We start from the raw sequence: 12,368 nt of genomic DNA on the forward strand, positions 1-12,368 counted from the left end.
GGAAAAATGCAGTGCTTAAGCAACCATAGGTGAGGCGGTGAATTTCATGCAAGAGTCTTTTGACGCTGCGGCAACCTTATGCCCAGCCGCGCAGAGGACTGATGGACAAGGGCGGCGGACTGCTCTAACCGGATGGTATGTCCACATATAATTCCCGCGTGTCCGGCCAGCGGACGCCTCCGCGCATTTTCACCCTGATCCTGCTGGCAGGCCTGTCGGCGCTTGGCATGAACCTGCATCTGCCGTCGCTGGCGGGGATGGCCGAGTATTATGCCGTCGATTACCGGGTGATGCAGCTGTCGGTGGCGCTGTATCTGGCGGGCAATGCGGTGGTGCAGATCTTTGTCGGGCCGATCTCGGACCAGATGGGGCGGCGGCCGGTGATCCTGGTCAGCATCGTGCTGTTCCTGCTGGCAACCCTTGGTTGCATCTATGCGCCGACAGCCGAGGCGTTCCTGCTGTTCCGCATCGCACAGACGGTGGTGGCTGCAACCATGGTGCTGAGCCGGGCTGCGGTGCGCGACATGTATGACACCAACCAAGCTGCCAGCATGATCGGCTATGTCACCATGGGCATGGCAATCGTGCCGATGATCGGCCCCGCAATCGGCGGTTTCCTGGATCAGTGGATGGGCTGGCAGGCCAACTTCTGGCTGCTGTTCCTGGTCGGTGCAGCGACGCTGGCCATCACCTTCACCGATTTCGGAGAGACGGCCCACAAAAGCGGTAAGACGCTGATGGCGCAGTTCCGTGAATATCCGGAGCTGCTGCGTTCGCCCCGGTTCTGGGGCTATTCACTGTCCTCGGGCCTCGCGTCAGGCGCCTTCTTTGCTTACCTGGGCGGCGCGCCCTTTGTCGGCACCGAGGTCTATGGCCTGAGCACGGCAGAGCTGGGGGTCTATTTCTCCACCCCGGCAGTGGGCTATTTTGCCGGCAACTTCATCTCGGGGCGGTTTTCCACCCGGATCGGGGTCAACCGCATGGTGCTGTGGGGCTGTATAATCAATGGCGGCGGGGTGCTGCTGTCGCTGCTGATCGCGATGGCAGGCGCCGACAACGTGTACACCTTCTTTGGCCTCATGTGTTTTGTCGGCCTGGGCAACGGCATGGCAATCCCCAATGCCACTGCGGGCGCCATCTCTGTCCGCCCGCATCTGGCGGGAACAGCATCCGGCCTTAGCGGAGCGATCATGATCGGCGCGGGGGCAGCGCTCAGCGCCTTTGCGGGCATGCTGCTGGTGCCGGGATCAACCGCGGTGCCGCTCTTGGCGATCATGTTCGGCACCGCAATGTGCGGGCTGGTTGCAATCCTGCTGGTGGTCCGGCGGGAGCGGCAGATCGGCGCATGAGCACCGCCGCGGGCTTGCGGGGCCGGGTTTGCAATTATACCATTCGCAAGAATTGAGTTTGCAAAGGCACGCCCATGGCCACCCAGAAACTATACGCCGGCGCCAAGCTGCGCGAAATGCGGCAGCGGCTGGAGCTGACGCAAAAGGATTTTGCCGCCAAGCTGGGGGTCTCCCTGCCCTATCTGAACCAGATGGAGAACAACAACCGCCCGGTCTCGACCACCGTGGTGCTGGCACTGGCGCAGGAGTTCGGCATGGATGTGACCGAGCTGAGCGCTGGAGACAGCGAACGGCTGGTCAGCGACATGCGCGAGGCGATGGCGGATCCGGTGTTTGCCGACGACGCGCCGCCGCTGGCGGATCTGCGGCTGACAGCCTCGAACGCGCCGGCTCTGGCGCGGGCGTTTCTGTCGCTGCACCGGGCCTACCGGCAAACCCATGAGCGGCTGGCCTCGCTGGACGAGGCACTGGGGCGCGAGGACGCGCGCATTCAGGCCAGCCCCTGGGAAGAGGTGCGCGATTTCTTCCATTACTGCGACAATTACATAGATGCTGTGGACCACGCGGCAGAGCATTTTGCCGCCACCAGCGATATTCGCGCCGCTGCCGTGGCCGAGCTGGAGCGCGGCGGTGTGACCGTGCGCCAGTCCGAAATGGAAGGCTTGCGCAGTTTTGATGCGGAGACAGGCGTGCTGAATCTGTCCAACCGCTCAGCCCCGCAGACGCAGCTGTTTCAGATGCTGCTGCAGGTGGCGCTGCTGCGCCAGAATGCGCTGCTGGAAGCGACGCTGGATTTTGCAAAGTTTCAAAGCGAGGAGGCCCGCGCCATCGCCAAGATCGGCCTTGCCAATTATTTCGCCGGCGCCGCGCTGATGCCCTACAAACGGTTCCTGGAGGCAGCGCAGGCCTGCCGCCATGACCTGGAGCTGCTGGCGATCCGCTTTGGCGCCTCGATCGAGCAGATCTCGCACCGGCTGTCGACCCTGCAGCGGCCCGGCGCCAAGGGGGTGCCGTTCTTTTTCGTGCGCGTCGACCAGGCCGGCACGATCACCAAGCGGCACTCGGCGACGCGGCTGCAGTTTGCCCGTTTCGGCGGCGCCTGCCCGCTGTGGAACGTGCACCGGGCGTTTGAGACCCCGGGCCGGTTCCTGCGCCAGCTGGCGGAAACGCCGGACGGGGTGCGCTATATCTCGCTGGCGCGGGACGTGTCCAAGCCCGGCGGCTCGTTCGGCGCGCCGGTGCGGCGCTATGCGATTGCGCTGGGATGCGAGGTGCGCCACGCGGATGCGCTGGTCTATGCGGACGGAATGGATGTGAGCCAGGACAGCGCCTATGAGCCGATCGGCATTTCCTGCCGGATCTGCGAGCGCAAGGACTGCCACCAGCGCTCGGTTCCACCGCTGGAGCGGCGGCTGACAATCAACACGGACCAGCGCGGTGTGCTGCCGTATGAGGTGAGCTGAGGGCGGCTGAAGGCGCAATTTTCTTATGAAGAAAATTGCCAAGGATTTTCAAAAAATCCTTGGCGCCGGGCGGGCAACTGCTTGCGGGATGGCGCCGTTACGCTGGTCGCTGCCGCTTTATACCAGCAAAGCACATGCGCCAATGCCGCAAGAGCGGCTTCGCCCGTGTCTGCCAAGCGGACAAAGGCATTTGCAAAAGAGAGGGGTACCGTTGATACCCCTCCTCCTACTCTGCTAATTCACAGCCTTCACGCCTTCGACAGGATGCCCCAGATCTCGTCCTTCAGCGCGGCGCGTTGTTTGCGCAGGCCGGTTTCGGCATCAGAACTCACCGGCTCCACGTTGGTTTCCGCCCGGTGCACGGCACGGTTCACCGCGTGGTATTCGTCCGACAGCTTGGCGAAATGGGCATCTGCCTGTTTCAGCCGGCTGATCTGCGCGGCCTTTTCGGGGAATTCTTCGGCCAGTTCATGGGGGGTATTGGACACCTGCTCGCTCCTTTTTCCTAGGGTCGGTTGCAGGTTATGCCCAGCGCTGCCCCGCCACTTTGACGCGGATCAAAAGATGCGGCAAACACGCTGATTTTCAGGCCTGATTTCAGGCCCAATCTCAGGCCGGAATTTCAAAAAATAAGCCGCCCGCACAACGGGGAGGTGGCGGGCGGCTTGCTGGCAGCGCAACAGGATCAGCGTTGCGCCTGGCGCCAGTTCGGGTTGAACCACGGTTCTGCGTTCGAGGACGGCAGGCGGCGGCCCAGAATGTGGTCCGACGCCTTCTCGCCGGTCATGATCGAGGGGCCGTTGAGGTTGCCGTTGGTGATGCGCGGGAAGATCGAGCTGTCGGCAACCCGAAGCCCGTCGACGCCGATGACCCGGCATTCCGGATCGACCACCGACATCGGATCTTCCACGGCGCCCATCCTGCAGGTGCCGCAAGGGTGATAGGCGCTTTCCACATGCTCGCGGATGAAGCCGTCCAGCTCCTCGTCGGATTGCAGCGCATCGCCGGGCTGGATCTCGTGCTTGAGGAAGGGTTTCATCGCTTCCTGGCCGAAGATCTCGCGCGTCAGGCGGATGCATTTGCGGAAGTCGATCCAGTCCTGTTCGGTCGACATGTAGTTGAACAGGATGTTTGGCGCGTCTTTCGGATCAGCGGAGTTCAGCGTGACCTCGCCGCGCGAACCCGAGCGCATCGGGCCGACATGGGCCTGGAAACCATGGCCCTCAGCCGCTGCCTGGCCATCGTAGCGGACGGCAATGGGCAGGAAGTGATACATGATGTCCGGGTAATCCACCCCCTTGCCGGACCGGACAAAGGCGGCACTTTCGAACTGGTTCGAAGCGCCAAGGCCGGTCTTGGTGAACAGCCACTGCGCCCCTACCAGCGCCTTGCCGAACAGGTTCCAGTATTTGAACAGGGTGATCGGCTGCTTGCAGGCGAACTGGAAGTAGAATTCCAGGTGGTCCTGCAGGTTTTGGCCGACGCCGGGGCGGTCGGCGACCACGTCGATGCCGTGTTCGGCCAGGTGTTTCGCCGGGCCGATGCCGGACAGCATCAGCATCTTTGGGGAATTCAGCGAGGAGGCGGCCAGGATCACTTCGGTATTGGCGCGGATCACTTCAACCTTGCCGCCGCGTTCAACCTCGACCCCGACGGCGCGGCCGTCCTCAATCACCACTTTGCGGGCGAAGGCGCGGATCAGGTTGCAGTTTTCACGTTTCAGCGCCGGACGCAGATAGGCGTTGGCCGCGGACCAGCGCTGGCCTTTGTAGACCGTCATCTCCATCGGGCCGAAGCCTTCCTGCTGCTCGCCGTTGTAGTCGGAGGTGACCGGATAGCCCGCCTGCGCGCCTGCGTTGACGAAGGCGTCATGCAGCGGGTTGTCGCGGGGGCCGCGGGTCACATGCAGCGGGCCGTCGGTGCCGCGCCAGTCCGGGTCGCCGCCATGGCCGCGGTCATTCCAGGTTTCCATGCGTTTGAAGTACGGCAGCACGTCGGCGTAGGACCAGCCAGCCGCGCCGCTGTCGGCCCAGTGGTTATAGTCGCCGGCGTGGCCGCGCACATAGACCATGCCGTTGATCGAGGAGGAGCCGCCGATCACCTTGCCGCGCGGGCAGACCAGTTCGCGCCCGCCCAGATGCGGCTCGGGCTGGGATTTGTAGCCCCAGTCGTAAAGCGGCATGTTCATCGGGTAGCTGAGCGCGCCCGGCATCTGGATGAACGGCCCGGCATCGGTGCCGCCGTGTTCGATCACCAGAACCTTCTTGCCGGCCTCCGACAGCCGGTAGGCCATTGCACAACCGGCAGACCCGGCCCCGACAATCACATAATCCGCGTTCATTTCTTCTCTCCATCCGGCAGCCGGAAGATCTGGACTGCTGCCGTTTTCTTCAGATTGGGCGGGCGCGCTGTGCGCCCTGCCCGGCTGTTGGTTTCAGGCGGGGCCGATCAGAACGCCGCTTCGACATCGCCCATGCGGACGTAGACGGATTTCACCTGGCTGAAGTGCTTGATCGCCTCTTTCGAGTTCTCGCGGCCAACGCCGGATGCCTTCACGCCGCCAAACGGCGCCTCGACCGGCGCGTCGTTGTAGGAGTTGATGAAGCAGCTGCCGGCCTCAAGATTGCCAATCACGCGGTGAGCGCGGGTGAAATCCTTGGTGAAGACACCGGCGGACAGGCCGAATTCAGTATCATTGGCCCGGGCAACGACTTCTTCTTCGGTTTCGAAGTCCAGAACGGACATCACCGGGCCAAAGATTTCTTCGCGGGCGATTGTCATGTCGTCGGTTACATCGGCGAAAACTGTGGGCTCGATGAAGTAGCCGTCCATGTCGGCGCGGTTGCCGCCGCAGATCAGGCGGGCGCCTTCTTCCTTGCCCTTCTCGATGTAGCCCAGCACGATGTTCATCTGGTTTTCCGTGACCATCGGGCCAAAGCTGGTGGCCTCATCCATCGGGTCGCCCAGGATGGCGTTGCCGGTGCGCTCGGCCAGACGGGCGAGGAATTTCTCCTTGATGCCTTTCTGCACAAACACGCGGGTGCCGTTGGAACAGACCTGGCCGGAGGAGTAGAAGTTGCCGTTGATAGCGCCGCCGACGGCGTTGTCGATGTCGGCGTCGTCAAAGATGATCAGCGGCGACTTGCCGCCCAGTTCCATGGTGACGTGCTTCATGCCTTCGGCGGCGGCGGCATAGACCTTCTTGCCGGTCGGGACGGAGCCGGTCAGCGAGACCTTGTCGACACGCGGGTCGGTGACCAATGCGCCGCCAACCTCGCCCATGCCCTGAACGACGTTGAAGACGCCCGCGGGAGCGCCGGCCTCGATCAGGATCTCGGCCACCTTCAGCGCGCAGAGCGGCGTGGTCTCGGAGGGTTTGAACACCATCGAGTTGCCGCAGGCCAGCGCCGGCGCGCCTTTCCAGCAGGCGATCTGTGTCGGGTAATTCCAGGCGCCGATGCCAACGCAGAGGCCCAGCGCTTCGCGTTTGGTGTAAACCCAGTCCTCACCCAGCGGGATGTGCTCGCCGGTCAGCGAGGCGGCGAGGCCGCCGAAATACTCCAGCGCGTCGGCGCCGGAGGTGGCGTCGGCGACCAGGGTTTCCTGCAGCGGCTTGCCGGTGTCGTAGGTTTCCAGAACGCTGAGGTCGTGGTTGCGTTCACGCATGATATCGGCGGCGCGGCGCAACACGCGGCCGCGTTCGGTGCCGGTCATTTTGGCCCATTCTTTCTGGGCTTCCTTGGCGGTGGACAGCGCCTGTTCCACGATCGCCGGGGTGGCGGCGTGGACGGTGGCGATCTGTTCACCCGTGGCGGCGTAGATCACCGGGATCGGGGTGCCTGCGGTATCTTCGACGTATTCGCCGTTGATGAAGTGGCTGGCTTTGGGTTGAGCGGGATGAGTCATGATTTTATGCCTCCGGCGGGGATATTTGGGGCCAGATGAACTGGCGGGGTGTTGATTTCGGGTTATTCGCCGCGGGGAAAACGCTTGTTTTCCTCGAGGGTGTTCAAATCCATATGGTTGCGCATGTAGCGCTCGGAGGCCTTTTGCAGCGGCTGGTAATCCCAGGGGTAGTAGCCGCCCTGTCGCAGGGCCTCGTAGACGACCCAGCGGCGGGCCTGGCTGGCGCGCACCTCTGCGTCGAAATCCTCCAGGTTCCAGCGGGCGTCTGATTTGGCGCGTAAGGATTCAAGCGTGCCGGCATGGGCCGGGTCGGCTGCCAGGTTGGTCAGCTCGTGCGGGTCGGCTTGCAGATCAAACAGCTGATCGGGATCCAGCGCGCAGCGGTTGTATTTCCACTTGCCATAGCGGAGCGACACCAGCGGCGCGTAGGACGCCTCTGCCGCGTATTCGATAGTGACCGGTTCGGTCCGTTCGGTGCCGGTGGCCAGCGGCACCAGGTTCTGGCCATCGGTCCAGGGTTCGATTTCAGCCATGTCGACACCGGCCAGCGCGCCCAGCGTCGGGGTCACATCCAGCGTGGACACCGGGGTTTCGATCAGCCCCGCCGGCAGGTCCGGCGCCGAGATCATCAATGGAACGCGGGAGGAGCCCTCATAAAAGCTCATCTTGAACCAGAGGCCCCGCTCGCCCAGCATGTCACCGTGATCGGAGACAAACAGGATGATCGCCTCCTGCCGTGTGGTTTCCAGCACGTTCAGGATTTCGCCGATCTTGTCGTCCAGATAGGAGATATTGGCGAAATAGGCGCGGCGGGAGCGTTTGATGTCTTCTTCGGTAATGTCGAAGCTGCGCCAGTCGTTGGCGTCGAAGATCCGCTGGGCGTGGGGGTCGTGGTCCTCGTAGTCCATCGCCGGGACTTGCGGCAGCAGATGCTCGCAGTCCTCGTAGAGGTCCCAGTATTTCTTGCGCGCCACATAGGGGTCATGCGGATGGGTGAAGGAGACGGTCAGCGCCCAGGGGCGGTCGTCCAGCCCGCGCGACAGCTCATAGAGCTTGGCAGTGGCGTTGTAGGCGACCTCGTCGTCATACTCCATCTGGTTGGAGGTCTCTGCCACCCCTGCCCCGGTGACGGAGCCCATGTTGTGGTACCACCAGTCGATCCGCTCCCCCGGTTTGCGGTAGTCCGGGGTCCAGCCGAAATCAGCGGGATAGATATCGGTGGTCAGGCGGTCCTCGAACCCGTGCATCTGGTCAGGGCCGACAAAATGCATCTTGCCGCTGAGGCAAGTGTAATATCCCGCGCGGCGCAGGTGGTGGGCGTAGGTCGGGATGTCGCTGCGGAATTCTGCGGCGTTGTCATAGACGCCGGTGCGCGACGGCAGCTGGCCCGACATGAAGGAGGCGCGGCCCGGCGCGCACAAGGGCGACGCTGTATAGGCGTTGGCGAAGCGGGTTGAGCGTTCCGCCAGTTTCTTCAGGTTCGGTGCATGCAGCCAGTCGGCGGGGCCGTCCGGGAAGAGTGTCCCATTCAGTTGGTCAACCATCAGGATCAGGATATTCGGGGCACTCATCGCGGACCTCCCAGATAAAGCGATGTTTTCGTAAAGGCGCCTGGCAAGCCCGAAAGCACTGCCAGGCAGTTGGTGGCTGGTCCCCTCATTCGGGGAAACTTGGGGGCCAGCCGGGAGACCGCCCTTAGTGGGCTGTCTTGATCTTTTCAAAGTCGAGCGTGTTTTCCTCGGGCGAGGCGGTGATGCTCATCACTTCGCTGCGCTTGAACAGCACGATGTAGGCCAGGCATGCGACATAGATGCCGATCACCACGGTGCCGATCCACTGGATCTGCAGCCACTGGCTTTGGAAGGCGAGGGTCAGGGCAAACAGCACAACCGCATTGCCGACAACGTAAGGAATGGTGCCGAAACGCTTGGCCGACAGGTTCAGGTTGTCGGTGTAGAGGCGGATCAGCGAGTCAAACGAGTTGACCACAAAGATAATGCCCACCGCGACCATGGAGACATTGATCAGCAGCGTCGTCTCGATGCTGTTCAGGTGGTAGTAGTACAGAACCGAGAACCACACACCCAGCGGGATCGACGGGAAGATCAGCAGCGCTGCCAGAACCTGCCAGGTGCGCAGGCCGCCGACAAAGCGGGAAGTGAACTGGCCGATCATGATCGACCATGCGAACCACCAGAACAGGTAGAATTCGTGATAGTCGGTCAGCGGCAGGATGAACTTGTGGATGTTTCCAAAGTAGCCGCCGATGTTTGACGCGGTGTCGGCAAAGGCGCCCAGGCCCATGCCCGCATAGGCCCACATGCCCAGGATCAGTGCCAGGAACAGCGCGGTGGAGCCAACCGACAGGATACGCACGTATTTGATGTCGGTGGAGGAGAAAGCGGCGAACAGGATCACCAGGAAGGTGATGACATAGAATTCCGGGATCACGCTCTCACCGTCGCCCAGGAAAGTGGCATAATACGGCAGGTAGATCAGGAACAGCGCGCCGGTGAAGGCGCAGGTGCCGATGATCACGATGTTGTTGATCCATTTCACCAGCGGGATCTCAAAGAACTTCACCCGCGGCTCAACCACACAGAAGTAGAAGGTGGTGAGGAAGTAGAAGCCCCAGATCAAAAAGCCCCAAAAGCCGAACTCCAGCGCCAGCGGGTTGGTGAACCCATAGGCGGGCTCTGCCGCGGTGTCGGCATAGAGCGGGAAGTCCCAGGCCAGCGGGAACATGATCAGGCCGACGTCCAGGCCCGAGGTGAACAGAATTGCGATGAAGGTGAACAAGTGGACCGGGGTCACGCCGACGTTGCGGACGTTCCACCACTTGATCACGCAGAACACCACCAGCGCAAAGGCCAGCAGAATCCCGAATGAAATGATTGAAGTCATATGTCCCTCCCATTTCCAGGCGGTTCCCGCCCTAAGACATGGGACGGGTACATATCACAGCACACTGAGGCGCCAAACAGTTTTTTGAACAGCCATTCAAGATTTCAATTCACGCTAACAACAGTTGAAACGGCGCCCCAATTGCCGCACAACTTTATCATGAGCAGGAAACGCATCCGGGATATCCGCAACGAAGAGCTGATCGAAGCCACTATCGTTGCGGTGCATGAACGCGGTTACGGTGTTGTAACCATGGCGGAAATCGCCAGGGAGGCCGGCGCTTCGGCGGCCTCGATAAACTATTATTTCGGCTCTAAGGAAGGGCTGATGGAAGCCACTATGCTGCATCTTCTGGGCAAGCTGCGGCGGGCAATGGCGGATGGCTATGCCACCGCGCGCACCCCGCGTGAGCGGCTTTATGCAGTGATGGATGCGAATTTTGCCGACGACCTGTTCACCGTGCCCCAGTGCAGTATCTGGATGCAGTTCTGGGCAAATGCCCCCTATTCGCCCCGGCTGAGCCGCCTGCACCGAATCAACCGCGCCCGGGTGCGCAGCCATGTCCTGGCCGAGCTGCGGGCGCTGCTGCCGGGCGGACAGCTGGAAACCGCACGCCAAGCACTGCAATGCTATATGGACGGGGTCTGGCTGCAGGCCGCGCAGTCGGAAGATCCGCTGAACCCCAAGGCCGCGCGTGCCGCAGCGCATCTGGTTGTGGATCTGGTGATCCCTTAAGGCCTAGCCGCCAGGCACCCGTTCGTAGTCCAGCCGGGTTCCGCGCGGCATATATATGAGGGTCATCCCGTCGCCGGTCAGGGATTTGATCCGGTAACACAGCCTGGTGCCGCTCTGGCGGTCCCAGGCCATCAGGAAGTCCCCCGAAAACTCCATGCCGCGGCAGCTTTGCTGGATCGTGATAAACTCCGGAGTCATTTGCCTGCCACCGTACCGGACCTGGCGCACAGCGCCGGAAATGACAATCCGGTCCTTTGGATTTTGCACGGACCGCCACTCGCCCTGCATGTGCTGCAGCATCTTGTCGAACCGGTTCGGGGAGCGCGGCGTGACGCTGTGCAAGTCCAGCTCCGCAAAGGAACCGAAACGGGTGACTATCTCACCATCAATTGCCAGCGGGGTGCCGCGCACCAGCCCCAGCAGGAAGGTGAAGACCGGATCAGAGATCCGGACTTTGCCCACGGCGCCAATCTCCATGCCGCCGCCGACAAATCTGCAGGTGACGGCGCCCGGGCTTTTTTGCTGCTCGCAGCCTTGAAAGACCACCTCAGCGGCGTAGTGAAACTCGTCTTCTGTTGCATCATGCCCGTCCCCGGCGGCAGCAACCGCGGCCTTCCGGCGCTCGGGCTTCGATCGGGTACTGAGCAGGATCTGCTGTTGGTCAGGTCCCGTGACAGCCTTGGCAAACCCCTGCTCGGCATAGCCCTGCGTGGAGCAATCGCTGCCGTCCTCAATCCGGAACCGGCCTTGGCCTGTGCAGAAGCGCACACTGTCGTCGCGGAAACGGTATCCGGGGCTTTCGGCGCGGAAGTAGAAGAACCGGCCCTGATACCCTTCGGGGACCGGCTCGGCGCAGGCCCCCGGGATCAGCTGCTGCCAGCCCTTCACCACCCAGCGGCCATCGGCCCGCAAGGTGACGGCCAATTGATGCAAGGCCTCCGTATCGTTGCAGATACTGGTGCCGGCCTGGGCGGCCGGCAGATCAAGAAGGGCCGCCAGCAGCAATGCCGTGGGCCAAAGCCAATTCGCCATGCGCGGTCTCCGACAGCATCAGTAAGAGCGGGAGATTACTTCGGGTTTGTAACATCCATAAGACGATCAAACACCAGTCGCATTACCGGAAGGTGTAAGAGCCTTCTTTTTTGTTCTGGCTTCACGCCAGGAAATGAAACTGACAGCAGCCAGGATCAGCCCGCCGCCGGACATCACCCAGATGTCAGCCGGCTCACCAAACGCCAGGGCGCCAAGCAGCGTCGCCCAGACCAGCTGCAGGAAAGTGACCGGCTGCGTCACCGCCACGGGTGCTGCAGCAAAAGCGAGCGTCATGGTGTAGTGGCCCGCGGTGGCAAAGCAGGCGACCCCGAACAAAATTGCAAGCTCGGCCAGCGTGGGCGTCACCCAGGCCGCCAGGGCAAAGGGGGCCAGGCCCAGAGTGACAAAGACCGACAGCATGCCGACCACAACCGCCGGGCTGTTGCTGCCAACAGTAAACTTGGCGATCAGGTAAGAGGCGCCAAAGGAGACGGCGGTGAACAGCATGGCGATATGGCCGGGCGAGACCTCGCGGAAGCCCGGGCGCAGAATGATCATCGAGCCGATCAGGGCCACGGCAATTGCCGAAATCCGGCGGAAAGCCAGCTTCTCCCCCAGAAACAGCGCGGCCCCCAAGGTGACATAGACCGGGGACAGGTAGTTCATCGCAGTAACCTCGGCCAGCGGGATCTGGGTCATGGCATAGAACCAAAGGATAACCCCCGCCGAATGCACCACGCCGCGGCCCGCAAACAGTGCCCAAAGCCGCGGGGTCAGCTGCGCCCGGCGCAAGGCCCCGGCCATCGGGATCAGAAACACCAGCCCCAGCAAGTACCGCAGAAAGGCGCTTTCGGCGGGCGGGATGCGGGTGCCGAGATGCTTGACCAGCGCCGTCACCGCCACAAAGCAAAGGCCGGTGACAACCATCCAGAACACCCCTCGGAGCGGGTTTTGCATGGTTTGATCGAATTGGACGGAT

At 62.4% G+C, this 12,368-nt stretch carries 10 protein-coding genes; 3 read left to right on the plus strand and 7 right to left on the minus strand.

The genetic code is table 11. The features are described from left to right. Nucleotides 1-137 precede the first annotated feature (137 nt). Both A2I95_RS05520 and A2I95_RS05525 read left to right on the plus strand, forming a co-directional pair. Complete coding sequence (locus A2I95_RS05520) at nucleotides 138-1,349, plus strand: multidrug effflux MFS transporter (protein WP_291728627.1); 1,212 nt, start codon at nucleotides 138-140, stop codon at nucleotides 1,347-1,349. 74 nt (nucleotides 1,350-1,423) lie between these two features. Next, nucleotides 1,424-2,812 carry a short-chain fatty acyl-CoA regulator family protein gene (locus A2I95_RS05525; RefSeq protein WP_291728629.1) on the plus strand — a complete coding sequence of 463 codons (1,389 nt, stop codon included), beginning with the start codon at nucleotides 1,424-1,426 and terminating at the stop codon, nucleotides 2,810-2,812. A gap of 248 nt (nucleotides 2,813-3,060) precedes the next feature. Here the strand turns inward: A2I95_RS05525 and A2I95_RS05530 are convergent, their stop codons facing one another. The 5 genes from A2I95_RS05530 to A2I95_RS05550 form a co-directional block, all read right to left on the minus strand. Further along, nucleotides 3,061-3,300, minus strand: coding sequence for a YdcH family protein (locus A2I95_RS05530; RefSeq protein WP_291728631.1), 240 nt, complete (start codon nucleotides 3,298-3,300; stop codon nucleotides 3,061-3,063). Between the two features lie 197 nt (nucleotides 3,301-3,497). Beyond that, nucleotides 3,498-5,153 (minus strand): choline dehydrogenase, encoded by a 1,656-nt coding sequence (betA, locus tag A2I95_RS05535; protein WP_291728632.1) that lies wholly within the window; start codon nucleotides 5,151-5,153, stop codon nucleotides 3,498-3,500. Nucleotides 5,154-5,260: 107 nt separating this feature from the next. Beyond that, a complete protein-coding gene (betB, locus tag A2I95_RS05540) occupies nucleotides 5,261-6,718 on the minus strand; it encodes a betaine-aldehyde dehydrogenase (RefSeq protein ID WP_291728634.1) in 1,458 nt (485 codons plus the stop codon). A gap of 62 nt (nucleotides 6,719-6,780) precedes the next feature. Beyond that, nucleotides 6,781-8,289: a choline-sulfatase gene (gene betC / locus A2I95_RS05545; protein ID WP_291728636.1), complete on the minus strand. Its 1,509-nt coding sequence runs from the start codon at nucleotides 8,287-8,289 to the stop codon at nucleotides 6,781-6,783. A 124-nt stretch (nucleotides 8,290-8,413) separates the two neighbouring features. After that, nucleotides 8,414-9,622, minus strand: coding sequence for a BCCT family transporter (locus A2I95_RS05550; RefSeq protein ID WP_291728638.1), 1,209 nt, complete (start codon nucleotides 9,620-9,622; stop codon nucleotides 8,414-8,416). Nucleotides 9,623-9,781: 159 nt separating this feature from the next. Between A2I95_RS05550 and betI the strand changes: the two genes are divergently transcribed. Continuing rightward, nucleotides 9,782-10,357 (plus strand): transcriptional regulator BetI, encoded by a 576-nt coding sequence (betI, locus tag A2I95_RS05555; RefSeq protein WP_291728640.1) that lies wholly within the window; start codon nucleotides 9,782-9,784, stop codon nucleotides 10,355-10,357. A gap of 3 nt (nucleotides 10,358-10,360) precedes the next feature. Here the strand turns inward: betI and A2I95_RS05560 are convergent, their stop codons facing one another. Beyond that, entirely contained in the window at nucleotides 10,361-11,389 is a 1,029-nt protein-coding gene (locus A2I95_RS05560; protein WP_291728642.1) for a DUF1036 domain-containing protein, read from the minus strand. 66 nt (nucleotides 11,390-11,455) lie between these two features. Beyond that, nucleotides 11,456-12,346: a DMT family transporter gene (locus A2I95_RS05565; RefSeq protein WP_291728644.1), complete on the minus strand. Its 891-nt coding sequence runs from the start codon at nucleotides 12,344-12,346 to the stop codon at nucleotides 11,456-11,458. Nucleotides 12,347-12,368: the final 22 nt, after the last annotated feature.

This window comes from Leisingera sp. F5 (assembly GCF_001593695.1).

Bases quoted from the DNA above. Each gene is read 5' to 3' on its own strand.
- A2I95_RS05520 (WP_291728627.1), top strand. From the start codon at position 138: ATGTCCACATATAATTCCCGCGTGTCCGGCCAGCGGACGCCTCCGCGC.
- A2I95_RS05525 (WP_291728629.1), top strand. From the start codon at position 1,424: ATGGCCACCCAGAAACTATACGCCGGCGCCAAGCTGCGCGAAATGCGG.
- betA (WP_291728632.1), bottom strand. From the start codon at position 5,153: ATGAACGCGGATTATGTGATTGTCGGGGCCGGGTCTGCCGGTTGTGCA.
- betB (WP_291728634.1), bottom strand. From the start codon at position 6,718: ATGACTCATCCCGCTCAACCCAAAGCCAGCCACTTCATCAACGGCGAA.
- betC (WP_291728636.1), bottom strand. From the start codon at position 8,289: ATGAGTGCCCCGAATATCCTGATCCTGATGGTTGACCAACTGAATGGG.
- A2I95_RS05550 (WP_291728638.1), bottom strand. From the start codon at position 9,622: ATGACTTCAATCATTTCATTCGGGATTCTGCTGGCCTTTGCGCTGGTG.
- betI (WP_291728640.1), top strand. From the start codon at position 9,782: ATGAGCAGGAAACGCATCCGGGATATCCGCAACGAAGAGCTGATCGAA.
- A2I95_RS05560 (WP_291728642.1), bottom strand. From the start codon at position 11,389: ATGGCGAATTGGCTTTGGCCCACGGCATTGCTGCTGGCGGCCCTTCTT.
- A2I95_RS05565 (WP_291728644.1), bottom strand. From the start codon at position 12,346: ATGCAAAACCCGCTCCGAGGGGTGTTCTGGATGGTTGTCACCGGCCTT.